Origin of the sequence: Marinobacter sp. bablab_jr003 (genome assembly GCF_016464245.1) — a bacterium.
Classification (GTDB): domain Bacteria; phylum Pseudomonadota; class Gammaproteobacteria; order Pseudomonadales; family Oleiphilaceae; genus Marinobacter; species Marinobacter vinifirmus.
Genome location: NZ_JADARC010000123.1, coordinates 1 through 15,591, shown reverse-complemented (window position 1 = coordinate 15,591; position 15,591 = coordinate 1). Strand labels below are relative to the sequence as shown.

The following is a 15,591-nucleotide window of genomic DNA, read 5'->3' as shown; positions in this document are numbered from 1 at the left end:
AGAGAAACCCCATGACCCTGACCACCTGGTTAGCTGTTGTAACCATCTGCGTGCTTGGCGCCATGTCGCCCGGCCCCTCCCTGGCCCTGGTGCTGAAACAGACCATGACCGGCGGGCGCCGGAATGGCGTTGTCGCGGCGCTGTCCCATGGTCTTGGCGTGGGCATCTACGCGTTTCTGAGCATTCTCGGCCTGGCGGCGGTGATTACCGCATCGCCAACAGCGTTCACCATTCTGCAATGGGCCGGGGCGCTGTACCTGGCATGGCTCGGGTTTAAAGGGCTCACCGCCAAGGCTCAAAGCGACCAGGCCCTGCCCGAAGCTCCCAGCACCCGCAGCGCCGCCCGGGACGGCTTCTTGATTGCCTTCTTCAACCCCAAGATTGCGGTGTTTTTCCTGGCGCTGTTCAGCCAGGTGGTCGGGGTGGATACCAGCCTGATGGCGAAGTTTGGCTATGCCGCTACCGCGCTGGTGATTGATACCGGCTGGTACCTGATTGTGGCCTGGCTGTTTTCCAACCCGAAGTGGCTGGATATGCTGAAGAAACGGGCGGTCTGGTTCGAGCGGGTGTTCGGAGCCATTCTGGTAGCGCTGGCGGGGCGACTGGTGGCCGGTATCGTAGCTGGCAAGTAGAACTCCTGCGAAACCATTACTCAACGGTAAGTGCTTCTCAATTGCGCTTCCTGAAGGACTGTGCCACTTTTAAAGGGCACCCCTGAAACGGAGGATAGGAGATGCTCTACTGGGCTATAGTTTGTCTTGTTATTGCGATTATCGCGGGAGTCCTCGGGTTCGGAGGCATTGCGGGAACTGCGGCAGGATTTGCGAAGATACTGTTTTTCATCTTCCTTGTACTGTTGGTCGTGTCCCTGTTATTCAACATGCTTCGCGGTAAAGGCCCCAAGGTCTAGGTTTTCACCGGTCGTGGCCCTCCGGTCACAACGAGGGCCACCCCGGCTACTGCGACCACGCCACCGGCTATCGCCATTGGCCCCAGCCGTTCATCAAACAGAATGAAGGCTTCCAGCGCCGTCACCGGCGGCACCAGGTAGAACAGACTCGCCACCTGGGAAGCAGCCCCTCTGCGTATCAGCCACATCAGAATCAGAATTGCACTTACCGACAACCCGAATACCAGCCAGCCCAGGGCAAGGCTGAACTGCAGTGACCACTGGATTTCGCGGGTTTCCAGGGTAAAAGCACCCAGGGCAAACAAGGCAGCGGCGGCGGTGTACTGGATCATGGTGCCGGAGATCAGGTCTACCCCGGTTCCGAAACGCTTCTGATAAACCGTTCCCAGCGAAATACCAACCAGGGACAGCCCCGCCCAAAGCAAGGTAACCGGTGAGAAACCCGCTCCGTTCGAGCCATCCCCGAGCTTCTCAGCCAGCACCAGGGCCACCCCCACCAATCCCATAACCAACCCTGACCACTGACGGCCCGCCACGGTTTCCCGAAGCAACAAGACCGCCGCCAGGGCCGTGACCAGGGGCTGCAAGCCAACGATCAACGATACCAGCCCAGAAGGCATGCCCTGGTCAATGGCATAGAACACGCCGCCCAAATAGGTTCCCTGCACCAGCAACCCGGTCACCGCCAGGTGCCCCGCTCCGCGCCAACCCGGCCAGCGTGATTTCATCACCAGCGCCAGAACGGTTAACGGTATGAGCGTCAACAGCATACGAATCAGCAGCAGGGTAAATGGCTCTGCATGAGGCAAGCCGTACTTGGCGCCAATAAAACCGGTGCTCCACAACCAGACGAACAGCGCGGGCACAAACAGGGAGTAGTAGATCGGTGGCATAGGTTTCGGCTGCCGCTACACGAATAACAAAGCACCCCACCCGACCGTTTTTGCCGGGTGCAGCGCTACTGTTTCAAACAGGTTGGTGTCAGGGCTCGGCAATCATCGCCTGGAGCTTCTGGGTAAGCTCAACCGCCTCGCACCCCATGGGGGTAAGGTAGCCTCCGTCCATCTGGCTGATCAGACCTTTGGCAAACAGCGTTTCAGCTGCCTTGACGGTCTCCGGCGCAGCGGAATGGGCATGAACCTTGATACCTTCCTGAGTGGAGGTTGAAGGGAATTGCAGCAGAAGGTTCAGTTCAGCAAGGTGCTTTGGCGAGAACGGCATGGAATACTCCCGTGTTGTCATATTCCTAGCAGTGTAGCCTACTGTCTGTGCAAGAGCATCGCCGAGTTACCGAAAGTCTCTTGTGAACCCATCAACATTCCGTATCATCACGGCACCAGAATCCCGCAATTACCGGTACCTTCCCGCAGCCAATACCGGTAAATTCGTTGGTAGGCTGTTTATCTCCAGGCGAGCAATGCGTAACTATTTCCTGAACAAACCGGCACGAGCCCTCATCACTGGCCTGTTCCTGGCGATGGCATTGGTCAGCAGCGCCAGGGCCGACAGCATTCAGCGAATCGTGCATCCGGATGGCCGGGTGGAGTACACCAACGTGAAGAGCAAGGCGCAGCCCCGGGCCTCTACCAAAACCGAAACCATCTATCGCTACACCGATGAACACGGCGTGGTGGCCTACAGCAGCCAGCGTCCGGGTAACGCCGAAGTGGAAGTTATCCGGTTCCATTGCTATGCCTGCGACCCCGGCTCCAAGGTGGACTGGCACAAGACCCCGCTGTTCCTGACACCCTACCGGGATGAAATCCTGACCGCCGCCCGGGAATACGATGTAGACCCGGCCCTGGTTCGGGCGGTCATCCATGCCGAGTCGGCATTTAATCCCAAAGCGGTTTCTCCCGTGGGCGCACAGGGGCTGATGCAGTTGATGCCGGGCACGGCCGATGAGCTGGGCGTGAACGACCCGTTTGCCATACAGGACAACATTCGTGGCGGCGTCGATTACCTGGCCCAAATGCTCAAACGTTTCGGTGGCGATATCCGCCTGGCGACCGCCGCCTACAATGCCGGCCCGGGTGCTGTGGGCCGGTACAACGGCATTCCGCCCTACGCAGAGACCAAGGCCTATGTTGAGCGCGTTGGCATACTGCACCAGCGCTACGCCAAAAACTGATGGGCACCATTCTCAAAAGCCCGGAGATCAAGGGCGATATTGTCCATGTGGCTCGGGATAACTACGGCAACATCCTTGTGATTGACGACCGAAAGCACCGAATCCTGAGCTTTGATTCGGTGTTCGAGCAAAGCAAGATTCTGCGCTCTGCTCCCCAGGTTCCGGTACACGAATACAACCGCGCCATGCTCTTGCCCCTCGCCTTCACCACGCCAGGTAAAGTGACTGTTCTCGGGCTGGGTGGTGGCGCGCTGGCACATGGCCTGTTCACCCTGCTGCCGGAAGCGTCCATCGAGGTTTATGAATTGCGCCGCAAGGTGGCAGACATTGCCAGGGAGTGGTTCTCTCTGCCCGAGTCTGACCGGCTTGATATCCACATTGCCGATGCCCGCGTGGCGGTGGATAACTTACCGGAAGCCGGCACCGATATGATCCTGACCGACCTGTACAGCGCGGACCGGATGAGCCCGGCCCAAAGCCAGCGCCAGTTCATCAAGGCCTGCAGTCGGGCGCTGTCGGCCCAGGGCTGGCTGGTGCTGAACTATCACCGTATGCCGGAACCGGATGGCAACCTGCTTCGGGAGCTCCGGCGCCAGTTTCCCCTGTTACTGGTCTTCAAAAGCAAAACCAACAACTGGGTGATTTACGGCCACAAGCAGGCCATTGACCCGCTGCCGGCCGACAAAGCCCGGCTGAATGCGCTGGAAGCGCGCCTGCCGATTGGCTGGCGTAAGCTGGTCAACAAACTCAGCCGACTTGCCCCACCCGCCGAATGAAGCTTGCCCGTATCGTCAGCAACCAGAACGGAATCAGCCGCCGCCTTGCCAACCAGTTACTGGCAGCCGGGCGGGTCTGGGTGGATGGGGCGGTCTGCCGGGACGGCAGTGAAGACATCTCCCGCTTCCGGGAAGTGAAGATCGACAAGGACATTATCCAGCAGGCCGAACCGGCCTATTACCTGATGCTGCACAAACCCGCCGGGTACCTGAGTGCCACCCGGGACGACCAGCACCCTACCGTTATGGAGTTGATTGAGCCGGAACTGCGTTCGCACCTGCACATTGGCGGGCGCCTGGACCGGGCCAGCACCGGGCTGCTGATTCTGAGCAATGACGGCACCTGGTCTCGCCGGCTGACAGAACCTGCCGTGAAGATTCCGAAAGTGTACCGGGTAACAACCGCTGAACCCATCAGCCCGGAGACCGCCCTGCGCTTTGCCGAAGGTATCTGGTTCGAGTACGAGCAACTGACAACGTCCCCTGCGCAGCTGGAACCGCTGAACGATCACGAGGCGAGGGTCACCATTTTTGAAGGGCGGTATCACCAGGTAAAGCGGATGTTCCACGCAGTAGGCAATCGGGTGACGTCACTGCACCGGGAAAGCATGGGAAGCCTGGTACTGGACCCGGAGCTTCCTGTTGGCGGGTATCGCCACCTGAGCGGCAGCGAGATCCGCTCCATCGGCTGACAGAGCGGATCAAACACATCAGGCGCGGCTGAGGAACTTGCGCTCTTCCACGTTCACCTTGATGCGGTCGCCGGTGGAGATGTGCTCTGGAACCTGAACAACCAGTCCGGTGGTCAGGTGAGCCGGCTTGGTACGCGCGGTGGCAGAACCACCCTTCACAGACGGGTCGGTTTCTTCGATGGTCAGTTCCACCGTAGGTGGCAGGTCAATGGCCACCGGCGTATCGCTGACCAGAATGGCCATCACACCCTGAGTGTCTTCAGTGATGAACAACAGCTCGTCTTCGATGGCGCTCTTGTTCAGCATGTACTGGGTGAAGTCTTCGTTATCCATGAACACGTACTCGTCGCCATCGGCGTAGGAAAACGTGACCGGACGACGCACCAGGTCCGCAAGGTTCAGCATGTCGGAGTCCTTGAAGGTCTCGTCCAGCTTCTGGTTGGTGACCACATCGTACATCCGCATGCGGTACAGGCTGCCGCCGGCACGGCCCTGGGGTACAGAGCGTTCAATGTCCTTAACGAAATACACCCGTCCTTCGTATTCAACGGCCTGGTTCTTTTTAATCTCGCTCGCTTTTGGCATAACACCTGATTCCGAAAAAGTTGATCTTGGTGGGCGCTGATATACCACGACTCGCGCCCGGAAGCGATAGTTGCTACCGCAGTAATCTTACCTGTTTGCCCGGGATAACTCCTCCCGGGTTTTCAATCGCCCTGCCCGACGGATTTCAGCGTTATCAAAGCGCCTTTGTTGCTCAGGGGTTTCCGGCATCGCCGCCGGCACATCCACCGGTTTCCCCTGCTCATCCAGCGCCACAAAAGTGAAAAACGCCGACAGGATATGGCGTGTTTCCCCGGTATAACTGTTTTCCGCCTCCACCTTGGCGCCGATTTCCATGGAAGACCCCCAGCTGCGATTCAGCGACAGGCTGAACAACAGGGTGTCGTTGCCCTTCGCCGGTGCCCGGAAGTGGATGGAGTCGACCGCTGCGGTTACACATACATGGGCAGAATGCCGCTCCGCCACTACCAGGGCCAGACGGTCACACTTGGCCATGATCATGCCACCGAATACCGTGTTATAGGCATTCATATCGTTGGGGAATACTTTATACACATGCTTCTCGATGGCAGAAGCAGCAACAGGCTTGGCCGGTTTGTCAGTCATCTGGCTCATTTCCTTCTGGTTTACCCACAAAAACTGTGGATAACTTTGTTAGCAAGGTAAGGACACCTCGCGCCAGGCTACTGTGCGCCTGGGTTTGCGGGCCATGCAGGTAATTTGATCAGGTATACTGCACTTTTTTCCGGCCGACGACAAAAGGACGTTTTTCCACATGGCACTGGCGAGTACTTCCGGGCGCATTATCACCACACTCATCGCCGTTGCCTGCCTGGCCGGAAGCTGGCACCTGATGAATCAGGGGCTGGAACAAATGACCGAAACCCGCCAGATGCAGAGACTGCCAGCCACCCCGCTCGCTGCACTGTCAGACGGGCCCTACCTGATTGAAGCCACGGTAACCGATGCCCTTGGCGCCCGCCCTGCGCCCCGGTGATACTGCCTATGTGGTTGGGCATTTCAACCGTGAGCACCGTGTTCTTAACCGCGGCGCCCGCAGTTTTGTCAGCATTGCAGCCAGCCTTGGCCTGTTTCTGTTCACCGCCACCTCATTGCTCGCCGCCGATGGCCGGTTCAGCCCGGACAACCTGCTGCTGTCCGCCCTCATGGTGCCACTGGTGCTGTGCCTTTATCTGGGCGTGCTGCATTACAACGACATGGTGTTCCTGAAGAACCGGGTAAACCGGGCCAGGGCCAACATCGACACCATTTTGCAGCAACGCCATGACCTGTGGCCGATGCTGGAGAATACGGTAAAGGCCGCCATGGCCCATGAAAAACAACTGATGACCCACATTGCCTCACTACGGGCCGAGCCGCCCGCCAGCATGGAGTCCGCCGCGAATGTGGAGCGAACGCTTGCCCGTGAACAGGCCGCAACGCAGGTGCTCAAAGCCAGGATTGAAGATTATCCGGAGATGAAAAATCACGAAGTGGTTGGGCGCTTTATGGCGATCATGGCGGATACCGAGAGCTACCTGGCACTGCTGCGCAACAGCTACACCGACAGCGCCATGATCTACAACACCCGAATCCAGACCCTGCCGGATCTGCTGCTGGCCTGGCTGTTCCGGTTCCGCCCGGTCAGCCAGTTCAGCAAGGATGGAAGCTAACTATCAGCCCATCAGGTCAAAGTGAGCGAAGTCCTGCTCAATGCAGCGATCCAGCAGCGCCAGGTAATCGGCTTTCACTTTCAGCTTGGTCTGCTTGTGGGCCGTCATGTTCAGCTGTTTCATCTGGGTAGCCACGGCAAGCGCACGCTCCATCAGCTGTTCCGGGGCGACCGCCTCGTCCAGGAAGCCGGCCGCAATGGCGCCTTCCGGGTTAAAGATCTCGGCATTCACCACAGAACGGTAGAAGTACGGCGCAGGCATGCGATGGCGGGCAATCTCGATACCGGCGTGATGCATGGTCATGCCGATGGCCACTTCATTCAGGCCCAGCTTGAAGCTGCCTTCCACCCCAATCCGGTAATCCACAGACAGCAGGATAAACGCACCCTTGGCAATCGCGTGGCCGCTACAGGCCGCAATCACCGGCCGCGGGAAGGCAGACAAGCGGCGAGTCAGGGTTGAACCCACTTTCACCAGGGCCATGGCCTCTTTCGGGCCTTTCTGCATTTCTTTCAGGTCGTAGCCGCCGGAGAACATACCGGGCTGGCCGGTCAGGATCACAATGGCCTTGTCCTGCTCGGCCTGGTCAAGGGCGGCATTCAGCCCCTCAAAAACCTCGTGGCTCAGGGCATTGGCCTTGCCGTTGTTCAGGGTGATGGTGGCAATGCCATCATTCAGTTCGTAAGTTACGAGTTCTGTCACCTGGATATCCTCATGTACTGCGTTTTATTTAAGTGAGTGTTTGTTAACTTTATAGCTTACGGCTTCTGCGGTAAACCCACGCCAGGCCCAGCAAGGCCAATCCGAGCCCCATAAAGGCAGCAACCCGCCAGAGCCCCTGCAAGCCAGACATATCCACCAGGAAAATCTTGGCAATTACCACGCCCAGCAGCGCCATGCCAACCTTGTGCAACATCAGGCTATGGTTTCGGGCAGACCATAGAATGGCCGCTACAGCATACAACATGCCCACCACCGAATAGGTGTAGAGCTCGCCCTCGCCCATACCGAACTGGAGGGGCATGGCACTGCCCTGCCAAATCTGCCGGATTTCCAGTGCTGTAAATAACAGGAACGCCGCACCGGCCACCGCAAGCGCCCAGTGCCGGGGTACCAGCTCCCGATAACGGCTGATTACCAATGCCAGCAGCACCGGTGCGCCATAGGCCAGTAACAGCAGGTTGAAGACGGGCGTTTCACCAATCACCCCGCTGGTCCACCACGGATTGTGAACCACAACCGCCACCAGATAACTTAACCCGGCCATGGCCAGCAAAATCCACGCAAACAGCCGATACAGCCAGACCAGGGTCTCGCTGGCCCGGGCGCGAATCACATAGACCACACTCACAGAGCCCCAGAGCAGCGTATTGATAGCTGCCTCGGTCAGGCTGTAGTCCCGAACAAAGATGTCACCGTCGTACAGCGCAAAACGCAGGGCCACCCCCATAAACAAAACAACCAGGTGCAACGACGCACCCTCCAGCCACGGGCGAATAGCACCGCTGCGCCCGGCCAGCCAGGTTGCCGCTACCGCAAAGCCGGCAGCACCGACGTAGGTCAGCAGCGTCCAGTGGCTGGCCGCCTGATAGTTGTCCAGCCAGGGATTAAAGGTCAGCCGAGCCACCACAACGGCCAGCACCAGTTTTAACAGCCAGTACAGCTCCGATGCCTGATACCGGCGGGCCAGCCACACCAGGCTGACAAACTGCGCTGCCAGCGCCAAGGTAAGCGAGGCTTCCTGCAGCCACATGACCACCGCCAGAGAGTAACTGGCGTGTGCTGCCAGCAGGGCCCAGACCAACCCAGCACGCCACTCACTGCGCTGCTCCAGCCGCCAGGCCAGAGCGCCATAAACACCACCAGCGAACAAGGAAACCAGGGCCCAGGCGCCAGACGCTTCGCCTGCCGGCATCAACAACAACCAACCCAGCAGCAACCAGATAACCGGTGCCAGCATCACCAGTGAGGCCCAGCGCCTGAGCTGCAATTGCTGTCGCCACTGCCAGAGCCCGGACATCAGGGTAATGACGGCGGCCAGCATCAAGTAAGTGAGGAATATTCCGTGCTGCTCTTCGGCGAGGGTAACCAGCAGAAACTCTCCCGAAGCCTTAGCCGCAAACCCGAGCCAACCCACAACGGTTGCCAGCACCGCCAGCCAGGGCAAGTACCAGAAAGCCCCGCGCCCGGAAGGCGAGAGAATTGCCACCGGCAATATAAACAACCAGGCCAGAAACAGCGGCTCTGTAGCCGGTTGCTGGTAAATGGACACAGCCCAGGCTGCCAGCAGGGCAATCAATGCTTCACGACGACGCTCTCCGGAAAGACTGACTTCACCGGGCCACATGGAAAACAGCACAAACAACGCCGAAAGGTAGCCCGCAGTCGCCAGCATTGCGGCCGAGCCCATACCCACCAATAACCACCACCCCAGAGCGCCCAGCAGCGTGCCATACCAGAGCCAGTCACGGTAAACGCGCCGCATCAACAACATGGAGCTTAGGGTAATCAGAAAGCTGTAGCTCAGCACGAACAGGACGCTGCCGCCTTCGCCACCCACCAGCAAAGGCACCACATAGGCGCCAAACAGCCCCATCACCGCCAGTAACGGGCCGTGAACCAAAGCCAAGGCCATGGTCGCCAGCGATACGACTGCCAGCAGTATCAACCCGGTTACGGGGCCGATAAGCTCATAATGGCGAACACCCGCCAGCAAGGCTGCATAAAGAGTAATACTGCCGCCGCCCGCCAGGGCCGCGAATACCTGGTCTGCCGCCATGTGACGACGGCGCAGATACTCGGCACCGGCATGCAACGCCAGCCCACTCAACAGAGCCAGCGCAAATTGCTGAACCGGGCCAATCAGGCCTGCGCTGATAGAATGGCTGACCATGAAAATTCCGGCCAGGCTTACACTCAGGCCACCCAGCCAAACCATCCAGTTTGCTTTCAGGGTGTTGATCAACCGGGTTTCAAGGGAAAGTCTACGGGGTGGTGGCTCAGAGATATGCGGAGGCGGGTTATCTGCCGGCATCTCAGAAGCCGGCTCAGGCTCTGGCACCGGTTCTTGCGAGATTTGAGGGAGCTCTCCAGATGCATTACGGCTCCTAAGGGCCGCAAGCTCCTGCCGAAGAGACTCTACTTCACGACTCAGCTGTTCAACACGGGAGGCCTGCCGGTCACGCTGGCGAAACGCCAGAAAGCCCAGCAGCGAACCGACAGGCACCAGCAGGGCCGCGCCGGCCATGAGAATAATAAAGATGAATTCCAAACGACGATTCCTTGTCTCTTGAAAAAATCAGGGCTGAACCCGGCCCGACTCCGGCACCAGGCAATTCATCATGGTAATCGAAACATCCCGGAAAACTGCTTCTGATGTCACGTTGTCCGGAAAGTTATCGTAAATCGCCCTTCGACAGGTGGAGGTACGGGACTCCGCCCGCTCCACGCAGTCATCAAACCGTTCTCCGCTACCCCCGGTTGCCTGGGCGCAGACTTCCGGAATCTGTGTAACAGCCCAGTCCACCACGTTACTGCGCTTGGCCGGGCTAGCAGCCAGGTTGGTGTACCTGGCCGGGTCCTCAGGGGCTGGCTCGTCCTGCATCTGATCCCACAGCACATACAGCAACGCACCAGCCACCAGTACAACCGTTACGGCAGGAAACCTCATCCTGCCTGCCCTTGCAGCCACTGGCTGATCTGGGCCTCACTCATGGCACCGCAGTTGCCACCGGCGGCAAGTTTATCAACAGGCACCCGGTTTGCCTTATGGCAGTGGGGACACACCACAAGTTTGGTTTCGACGGACATACGCATTCCTCTTGTCAGCTAATGACCGGTGTTACTGGATGGGCTGGCAACCGCGCATCGCCAATGCAATATTCGCGCTGGCTTTGATTTCTTCGTAGTACTTGGACGCCTGGTTCACGCCCATATCGGCATAGCTACCGGCGGCGGGGCTGATCACCCGCCCCAGGTCAGCCAGGGCACTGGCAGACTGCCGATCACGCTCATAGGCATCAAAGGCCTGATAGATCTCAGCGCAGGTAACGCCGTCTCCGTCGGTGGCCGCCGAGGTCATGTAACCGGAAGTCTGGCAGCCGGCCAGCAGGGCTGTGGCTGCAATCGCAAACATAAATGCAGGTTTCACGCTTGGTTCTCTCCGAATATCTGAGTGGTGTACTGAATAATCACGGATGACAGCCTAAAAGGTTCCTAACCTTCCTTCAGCTGTTGCATAAACCGTTCTATTTCCGATTCTATTTCGGCCAGGCGCTGCTGCCACTCGGCTTTGTAGGCGGCAAATTCCTCACCTAATTCACCCAGCTGTAACTGGGTCTTTGCGGCCACAACGGTGCTTTCGGCCAATGCCTGAAGGTCCGCCTCTTCCAGTTTTTGCTGCTGCGCTTCAAGCTGGGTAACGGCCTCATTCAGCGTGCGCCGGTCTTTCGAAGAGGCCGAAGGATTGGCTTTCAGCGCCTCTCGCAATGACTGGGACCAGGCTTCCATTTGTTGCCCCAGCTGCTCACCATACTCTTCTGCCAGGCCCGAGAATTCACTACTCATCTGTGCGGCTTGCTGCTGAAGCTCCTGCCCCATCAGCTGAAGTTCCTGTGCCAGCTCATCGGATTGCTGTGCCCAGCGGGCTTTAAGATCCTCGCCCAGCTTTTCCAGCTGGCCAACCAGGCTGCCCCACACCGGGCCATCTTCCAGGGCGTCGCCGGTGCGGTAGTAGTCCACCAGCCATTCATCCCCCTGGCGCACCAGGTAGGTGACCGTTTCAACCGCTTCATCACGCCCCTCCAGCCCGCTCAGGGTGGTGGTTACCCGGGCAACCTGCTCATCAATAACAACGCGGCCCCAGGCCACTTGCACGTTCTTCCAGTTCTCGCCAAAACTGTCGAACGCAGCCTCGTCGACCAGCGTGGAGTAGTCGCTGGCGTCACCGGCATCGCCTTCAACAACCGCCTGCCAGAAGACTTCAGAAACTTCCTGCGGAGATTCCGGCCCGGAGCAGCCCGCCAGCAAGGCAACACTGGCCGCCAGCAATGTCATCAGAAATGTCTTCAACATGGTAAAACGTCTCTTGCTTCAGGTTATGCCCGTTATCCTACACCAATCGGAGCCGTGGCAACCGTCACGGGGAGCCTGGAAACCGGCGTGATGTGATAGGGTAAGCGTAACGAAATCAGGAACCTCTTGTGCATGCGCATTCGAATTACCCACCAGAGAATCACCATTGTCCTGCAACTGATACTCCTGGCCGAGGCGGTGTTTGCTGTAATCGGCCAGCGCTGGTTCACTGCCTTCCTGACCAGCATGATCATTGCCATTACCTTTTTCCCGGTTTTGTTTGAGCGGCGTTTCCGCATTCACATTCCACCGGGACTGCAGCTGGCGGCCATCGGCTTTGTGTTCGCGTCCCTGTTTCTGGGCGAAATTCGCGACTACTACACCCGCTTCTGGTGGTGGGACATGGCCCTGCACACCACTTCGGGCTTCCTGCTTGGCATCCTCGGTTTTTTGCTGGTGCATATCATGAACGAAACCGAGAAGCTCCAGATGCACCTGAAGCCGGGCTTTGTTGCCCTCTTTGCCTTCATGTTTGCCCTGGGCATTGGGGCCCTGTGGGAGGTCTTCGAATTCACCATGGATTCATTATTCGGAATGAACATGCAAAAACCCATGCTGGGGGATCCATCCGGGCTGACCGATACCATGTGGGACCTGATTGTGGATGCCATTGGTGCCCTGATCATTTCGACCCTGGGCTGGCGTTACCTGAAGAATCCGGACGAGGCCTCGTTCCTGGAGCGGTGGATTGATGCCTTTATCGAACGTAACCCCCGCTTTTTCCGGCGCTGAGGAAGCCCATGCTGAAAATCTCCAACGCCGTTGAACTGGCAGACTGGGAAATTGAGATCACCCAGATACGCGCCCAGGGCGCGGGCGGGCAGAACGTCAACAAGGTTGCCTCTGCCGTTCACCTCCGGTTCGATATCCAGAACTCCAGCCTGCCGCCGTTCTACAAGGAGCGGCTGATGGCGTTGTCTGACCAGCGAATCAGCAAAGACGGCATCATCGTGATCAAAGCGCAGTCCTTCCGCACCCTGGAGCTGAACAAGGACGATGCCCTTCAGCGCCTGAAAGAGTTGATTCAGGAAGCGGTAAAGCAACAGAAAGCCCGCCGCCCCACCAAGCCAACGAAGGGCTCTCAACGTCGGCGTGTGGACAGCAAAACCAAAAAAGGCAAAACCAAGGCGCTCAGGGGAAAAGTGCAGCTTTGATATCCCCGGCGCCTGAGTGATCAATTTATCCACAGCAGAGCAGCGAAAAAAAGATGGCACTGCCCTACTACCTCGGCTGTCCCCAGTGGCAAGATCCGAACTGGAACAACCAGCTGCCACCCGGCGGCACTCCCTTGGCGCGCTATGCCCGGGTGTTCAACACCGTTGAGGGCAACACCACCTTCTACGCCAGCCCCAGCCGGGATCAGTGTCTGCAATGGCGGCAGCAGGTGCCGGACAGCTTCCGCTTCCTGTTCAAACTGCCCCGAGCCATCACCCACGAACGCTTTCTCACCGGCGTGGGCGATGAGCTGGATACTTTTCTATCGCTGATTGAGCCGCTAAACGATGTGCTGGGCCCCATGTTGCTGCAGCTACCCGCCGGCTTTGGCCCTCAGCGGCTAGACCAGCTCTGGCATTTCCTGGATACCGCACCCGAGTTTCTTCACTGGACTGTAGAAGTCCGCCACCCGGCATTTTTCGCCAAGGGTGACGAAGAACGGGCATTGAACCAGGGTTTGCGGGCCCGAAAGCTGGCAAGGGTGGTTCTTGATAGCCGGGCGTTGTTCTCGGCAACGCCCGACTGTGAATCAACCATCGATGCCCAGCGCAAGAAGCCCCGAGTTCCGGTGCACATCCTGCCCAGCGACGCGGCGCCGGTGATTCGCTACATAGGCCACCCCGACCTGGAAACCAACCGAACCTTCCTTGCGCCCTGGGTAGATCGCGTGGCTGCCTGGATTGAGGCTGGCATTCAGCCCTATGTATTCATGCACATGCCCGACAACGGCCATGCGGTGGAGCTGGCTGCGTTGTGGACCGAATTGCTGCGGGAGAAGCTCCCAGAGTTGGAACCACTGCCGGTAGAGCTATCCACGCCACAGATCGGGTTGTTTTGATAACGGAGCGAACGTTATGCCAAGGCTGTTTTTCGGACTGGAGATACCCGACACCATCAAAGCGAGCCTCCTGCAGATGAAAACACAGGTAGCCGGGGCTCGCTGGCAAAGCCGTGGACAACTGCACCTGACCCTGGCATTCCTCGGCCAGGTCGAAGAGCCGCAGGTGGCTCTGGCCTGCGACCTGGCAAGAGGCGTTACCCGTGCCCCCTTTGAACTCAATGTGCAGGGACTGGGTTGCTTCGGTTCCCCGGAGAGCCCGAAAATTCTCTGGGCTGGAGTATCGCCGGAAGACCAACTTCGGGAGTTCCAACAAAACCTCGCAAACCGACTCACCAACAACGGGTTTACGCTAAAAAACCCAAGCTTCAAACCTCACATAACAATCAGTCGATTCCGCCCACCGACCGGTTCGGTGGCGTCACTGCTTGAGAGCCACAGGAACACCTCATTCGGCACCATGCCGGTTAAGGACTTCGTTCTGTTCGAAAGCACACCCGGTGCAGGTGGCTCGGTGTATACGGTACTTGAGCGGTTTGTATTGCCGACCCATACCGATTGACGCATTACAGCTGTTCAAGATATTTGAGCCCGGAGAGCTGGTTCATCTGCTGCTGAATCCAGGCCACCCGTTCCTGCACATAGGCTGTGGGTGCCGTTACGCTCAACACCTTTGGATTGGGTAGCACGGCGGCCAAACGAGCAGCCTGGGTCTGGGATAATTGGCGGGCAGGTTTGCCGAAGTAGATCTGGCTGGCGGCCTCTACTCCGTAGATTCCGGGCCCGAATTCCGCAATATTCAGGTAAACCTCCAGCACCCGCTCCTTTGGCCACAGGCCATCAATCCCCAGTGCCAGCACGGCTTCAAGCGCCTTGCGAACAAAGCTGCGACCATTCCAGAGAAACAGGTTCTTGGCGGTTTGCTGGGTAATGGTGCTGGCGCCCCGCAAGCCCTCTCCGGCCTTGTACTCGGATACTGCCTTGCGGATGGCCTCGAAATCCACCCCCGCATGATAGGGGAAGCGCTGGTCTTCACTGGCTACCACGGCCAGCGGCATCCAGGGTGAAATCTCCGCCATGAGCACCCATTCCTGCCGAAGCGGCTCTGGCGCAGTGCCAAGTTGATAAGCCAGCATAAAGGCGGAGGTAGGCGGGTTCACAAACCGGAACAAAAGGATGGTCAGAAAAACCATGGCCACAACAGCCCCGAATGCCATGGCTAGAAGGCGCAGGGATTTACGAATGAAAGACCTTTTGGCCATAGCCGGAACCTGTCGTACTCGGTTGAACATGTTTCAAACAGACATTACATGTTAGCCGACACGACAGGCCTTGGCGGTTACGATATGGAAAGCCTTAACGCGCAGGAATAAACCGGCCGTAGCCCATTTCCCGGCCGAACTCCGGCACCAGTTGCTCGTCGTCCACCGCCAGTTTGCCGTTGATCAGCACAGTTTTCACAATGCCCGGGTTACGGTTAACCAGCCGCTGCAAGCCAAAGTTCTCCATCTCGCCCCAGTGTGCGTAAACCGCTGAAGGTTGCCACCCATTCCACGTGAAGCCTGCCACCCGGACCGGAGCAAGGCTGCCACCCATCGGAGCGTAGCGACGCGGGGTTTCTCTTCTTACTCCGAAGTCTCAGTGCCCGTCAACTTTGCC

At 58.4% G+C, this 15,591-nt stretch carries 23 protein-coding genes; 11 read left to right on the top strand and 12 right to left on the bottom strand.

Translation table 11 applies throughout. The features are described 5' to 3' along the window. Positions 1-11: 11 nt before the first annotated feature. Both H3Z84_RS14630 and H3Z84_RS14625 read left to right on the top strand, forming a co-directional pair. Positions 12-632 carry a LysE family translocator gene (locus tag H3Z84_RS14630; protein ID WP_094623815.1) on the top strand — a complete coding sequence of 207 codons (621 nt, stop codon included), beginning with the start codon at positions 12-14 and terminating at the stop codon, positions 630-632. A 101-nt stretch (positions 633-733) separates the two neighbouring features. Further along, positions 734-910: a DUF1328 domain-containing protein gene (locus H3Z84_RS14625; RefSeq protein WP_022987944.1), complete on the top strand. Its 177-nt coding sequence runs from the start codon at positions 734-736 to the stop codon at positions 908-910. On the opposite strand, the gene H3Z84_RS14620 is transcribed toward H3Z84_RS14625, so the two are convergent. Together H3Z84_RS14620 and H3Z84_RS14615 are read right to left on the bottom strand one after the other, a co-directional pair. Then, positions 907-1,803: a DMT family transporter gene (locus H3Z84_RS14620; RefSeq protein WP_199457973.1), complete on the bottom strand. Its 897-nt coding sequence runs from the start codon at positions 1,801-1,803 to the stop codon at positions 907-909. The two genes, H3Z84_RS14625 and H3Z84_RS14620, sit on opposite strands and share 4 nt — an antisense overlap. An 88-nt stretch (positions 1,804-1,891) precedes the next feature. Further along, positions 1,892-2,131 carry a TIGR02647 family protein gene (locus tag H3Z84_RS14615; protein WP_022987942.1) on the bottom strand — a complete coding sequence of 80 codons (240 nt, stop codon included), beginning with the start codon at positions 2,129-2,131 and terminating at the stop codon, positions 1,892-1,894. Between the two features lie 196 nt (positions 2,132-2,327). Between H3Z84_RS14615 and H3Z84_RS14610 the strand changes: the two genes are divergently transcribed. From H3Z84_RS14610 to H3Z84_RS14600, 3 genes are read left to right on the top strand one after another with little or no spacing between them, the layout of a single operon-like run. Further along, positions 2,328-3,041, top strand: coding sequence for a lytic transglycosylase domain-containing protein (locus H3Z84_RS14610; RefSeq protein WP_199457972.1), 714 nt, complete (start codon positions 2,328-2,330; stop codon positions 3,039-3,041). Beyond that, entirely contained in the window at positions 3,041-3,817 is a 777-nt protein-coding gene (locus H3Z84_RS14605; RefSeq protein ID WP_199457971.1) for a spermidine synthase, read from the top strand. Before H3Z84_RS14610 ends, H3Z84_RS14605 begins: the two co-directional genes overlap by 1 nt. Further along, complete coding sequence (locus H3Z84_RS14600) at positions 3,814-4,509, top strand: pseudouridine synthase (RefSeq protein WP_199457970.1); 696 nt, start codon at positions 3,814-3,816, stop codon at positions 4,507-4,509. The genes H3Z84_RS14605 and H3Z84_RS14600 overlap by 4 nt, the downstream gene beginning before the upstream one ends. A gap of 18 nt (positions 4,510-4,527) precedes the next feature. Here the strand turns inward: H3Z84_RS14600 and yeiP are convergent, their stop codons facing one another. Continuing rightward, complete coding sequence (yeiP, locus tag H3Z84_RS14595) at positions 4,528-5,094, bottom strand: elongation factor P-like protein YeiP (protein WP_058341429.1); 567 nt, start codon at positions 5,092-5,094, stop codon at positions 4,528-4,530. 87 nt (positions 5,095-5,181) lie between these two features. Further along, the gene (locus tag H3Z84_RS14590) at positions 5,182-5,679 is read right to left on the bottom strand and encodes an acyl-CoA thioesterase (protein ID WP_199457969.1); all 498 of its coding nucleotides are present in this window, start codon (positions 5,677-5,679) and stop codon (positions 5,182-5,184) included. A 169-nt stretch (positions 5,680-5,848) separates the two neighbouring features. Between H3Z84_RS14590 and H3Z84_RS14585 the strand changes: the two genes are divergently transcribed. Further along, complete coding sequence (locus H3Z84_RS14585) at positions 5,849-6,070, top strand: hypothetical protein (RefSeq protein ID WP_199457968.1); 222 nt, start codon at positions 5,849-5,851, stop codon at positions 6,068-6,070. Continuing rightward, entirely contained in the window at positions 6,039-6,746 is a 708-nt protein-coding gene (locus H3Z84_RS14580) for a LemA family protein (protein WP_094623808.1), read from the top strand. Before H3Z84_RS14585 ends, H3Z84_RS14580 begins: the two co-directional genes overlap by 32 nt. A gap of 3 nt (positions 6,747-6,749) precedes the next feature. Here H3Z84_RS14580 and H3Z84_RS14575 read toward each other — a convergent pair whose 3' ends face one another. From H3Z84_RS14575 to H3Z84_RS14550, 6 genes are all read right to left on the bottom strand, one after another. Continuing rightward, positions 6,750-7,448 carry a crotonase/enoyl-CoA hydratase family protein gene (locus H3Z84_RS14575; protein WP_199457967.1) on the bottom strand — a complete coding sequence of 233 codons (699 nt, stop codon included), beginning with the start codon at positions 7,446-7,448 and terminating at the stop codon, positions 6,750-6,752. Positions 7,449-7,497: 49 nt separating this feature from the next. After that, entirely contained in the window at positions 7,498-10,017 is a 2,520-nt protein-coding gene (locus H3Z84_RS14570; RefSeq protein WP_228285903.1) for a DUF2339 domain-containing protein, read from the bottom strand. A gap of 27 nt (positions 10,018-10,044) precedes the next feature. After that, positions 10,045-10,416 (bottom strand): hypothetical protein, encoded by a 372-nt coding sequence (locus H3Z84_RS14565; RefSeq protein ID WP_199457966.1) that lies wholly within the window; start codon positions 10,414-10,416, stop codon positions 10,045-10,047. Beyond that, entirely contained in the window at positions 10,413-10,556 is a 144-nt protein-coding gene (locus tag H3Z84_RS14560; protein ID WP_022987932.1) for a hypothetical protein, read from the bottom strand. The genes H3Z84_RS14565 and H3Z84_RS14560 overlap by 4 nt, the downstream gene beginning before the upstream one ends. Positions 10,557-10,587: 31 nt before the next feature. Beyond that, entirely contained in the window at positions 10,588-10,896 is a 309-nt protein-coding gene (locus H3Z84_RS14555; protein WP_232901656.1) for a hypothetical protein, read from the bottom strand. A 65-nt stretch (positions 10,897-10,961) separates the two neighbouring features. Next, entirely contained in the window at positions 10,962-11,819 is an 858-nt protein-coding gene (locus H3Z84_RS14550; protein WP_228285902.1) for a hypothetical protein, read from the bottom strand. A 132-nt stretch (positions 11,820-11,951) separates the two neighbouring features. Here H3Z84_RS14550 and H3Z84_RS14545 point away from each other — a divergent pair, with 132 nt between their 5' ends. The 4 genes from H3Z84_RS14545 to thpR are packed head-to-tail and all read left to right on the top strand — an operon-like array spanning position 11,952 to position 14,494. Next, positions 11,952-12,611 carry a hypothetical protein gene (locus tag H3Z84_RS14545; protein WP_199457965.1) on the top strand — a complete coding sequence of 220 codons (660 nt, stop codon included), beginning with the start codon at positions 11,952-11,954 and terminating at the stop codon, positions 12,609-12,611. A gap of 8 nt (positions 12,612-12,619) precedes the next feature. Then, positions 12,620-13,033: an alternative ribosome rescue aminoacyl-tRNA hydrolase ArfB gene (arfB, locus tag H3Z84_RS14540; protein ID WP_022987929.1), complete on the top strand. Its 414-nt coding sequence runs from the start codon at positions 12,620-12,622 to the stop codon at positions 13,031-13,033. A 53-nt stretch (positions 13,034-13,086) separates the two neighbouring features. Next, positions 13,087-13,932 carry a DUF72 domain-containing protein gene (locus H3Z84_RS14535; RefSeq protein ID WP_199457964.1) on the top strand — a complete coding sequence of 282 codons (846 nt, stop codon included), beginning with the start codon at positions 13,087-13,089 and terminating at the stop codon, positions 13,930-13,932. A gap of 16 nt (positions 13,933-13,948) precedes the next feature. Then, complete coding sequence (gene thpR, locus H3Z84_RS14530) at positions 13,949-14,494, top strand: RNA 2',3'-cyclic phosphodiesterase (protein ID WP_199457963.1); 546 nt, start codon at positions 13,949-13,951, stop codon at positions 14,492-14,494. A 4-nt stretch (positions 14,495-14,498) separates the two neighbouring features. Here thpR and mtgA read toward each other — a convergent pair whose 3' ends face one another. Continuing rightward, the gene (gene mtgA / locus H3Z84_RS14525; protein ID WP_094623801.1) at positions 14,499-15,194 is read right to left on the bottom strand and encodes a monofunctional biosynthetic peptidoglycan transglycosylase; all 696 of its coding nucleotides are present in this window, start codon (positions 15,192-15,194) and stop codon (positions 14,499-14,501) included. A 94-nt stretch (positions 15,195-15,288) separates the two neighbouring features. Beyond that, entirely contained in the window at positions 15,289-15,426 is a 138-nt protein-coding gene (locus H3Z84_RS14520; RefSeq protein ID WP_199458077.1) for a hypothetical protein, read from the bottom strand. Between the last annotated feature and the right edge of the window lie 165 nt (positions 15,427-15,591).

Excerpts from the sequence above, each read along its gene's own strand:
- H3Z84_RS14630 (WP_094623815.1), top strand. The coding sequence starts at position 12 with ATGACCCTGACCACCTGGTTAGCTGTTGTAACCATCTGCGTGCTTGGC.
- H3Z84_RS14625 (WP_022987944.1), top strand. The coding sequence starts at position 734 with ATGCTCTACTGGGCTATAGTTTGTCTTGTTATTGCGATTATCGCGGGA.
- H3Z84_RS14620 (WP_199457973.1), bottom strand. The coding sequence starts at position 1,803 with ATGCCACCGATCTACTACTCCCTGTTTGTGCCCGCGCTGTTCGTCTGG.
- H3Z84_RS14615 (WP_022987942.1), bottom strand. The coding sequence starts at position 2,131 with ATGCCGTTCTCGCCAAAGCACCTTGCTGAACTGAACCTTCTGCTGCAA.
- H3Z84_RS14610 (WP_199457972.1), top strand. The coding sequence starts at position 2,328 with ATGCGTAACTATTTCCTGAACAAACCGGCACGAGCCCTCATCACTGGC.
- H3Z84_RS14605 (WP_199457971.1), top strand. The coding sequence starts at position 3,041 with ATGGGCACCATTCTCAAAAGCCCGGAGATCAAGGGCGATATTGTCCAT.
- H3Z84_RS14600 (WP_199457970.1), top strand. The coding sequence starts at position 3,814 with ATGAAGCTTGCCCGTATCGTCAGCAACCAGAACGGAATCAGCCGCCGC.
- yeiP (WP_058341429.1), bottom strand. The coding sequence starts at position 5,094 with ATGCCAAAAGCGAGCGAGATTAAAAAGAACCAGGCCGTTGAATACGAA.
- H3Z84_RS14590 (WP_199457969.1), bottom strand. The coding sequence starts at position 5,679 with ATGACTGACAAACCGGCCAAGCCTGTTGCTGCTTCTGCCATCGAGAAG.
- H3Z84_RS14585 (WP_199457968.1), top strand. The coding sequence starts at position 5,849 with ATGGCACTGGCGAGTACTTCCGGGCGCATTATCACCACACTCATCGCC.
- H3Z84_RS14580 (WP_094623808.1), top strand. The coding sequence starts at position 6,039 with ATGCCCTTGGCGCCCGCCCTGCGCCCCGGTGATACTGCCTATGTGGTT.
- H3Z84_RS14565 (WP_199457966.1), bottom strand. The coding sequence starts at position 10,416 with ATGAGGTTTCCTGCCGTAACGGTTGTACTGGTGGCTGGTGCGTTGCTG.
- H3Z84_RS14560 (WP_022987932.1), bottom strand. The coding sequence starts at position 10,556 with ATGTCCGTCGAAACCAAACTTGTGGTGTGTCCCCACTGCCATAAGGCA.
- H3Z84_RS14550 (WP_228285902.1), bottom strand. The coding sequence starts at position 11,819 with ATGTTGAAGACATTTCTGATGACATTGCTGGCGGCCAGTGTTGCCTTG.
- H3Z84_RS14545 (WP_199457965.1), top strand. The coding sequence starts at position 11,952 with ATGCGCATTCGAATTACCCACCAGAGAATCACCATTGTCCTGCAACTG.
- arfB (WP_022987929.1), top strand. The coding sequence starts at position 12,620 with ATGCTGAAAATCTCCAACGCCGTTGAACTGGCAGACTGGGAAATTGAG.
- H3Z84_RS14535 (WP_199457964.1), top strand. The coding sequence starts at position 13,087 with ATGGCACTGCCCTACTACCTCGGCTGTCCCCAGTGGCAAGATCCGAAC.
- thpR (WP_199457963.1), top strand. The coding sequence starts at position 13,949 with ATGCCAAGGCTGTTTTTCGGACTGGAGATACCCGACACCATCAAAGCG.
- mtgA (WP_094623801.1), bottom strand. The coding sequence starts at position 15,194 with ATGGCCAAAAGGTCTTTCATTCGTAAATCCCTGCGCCTTCTAGCCATG.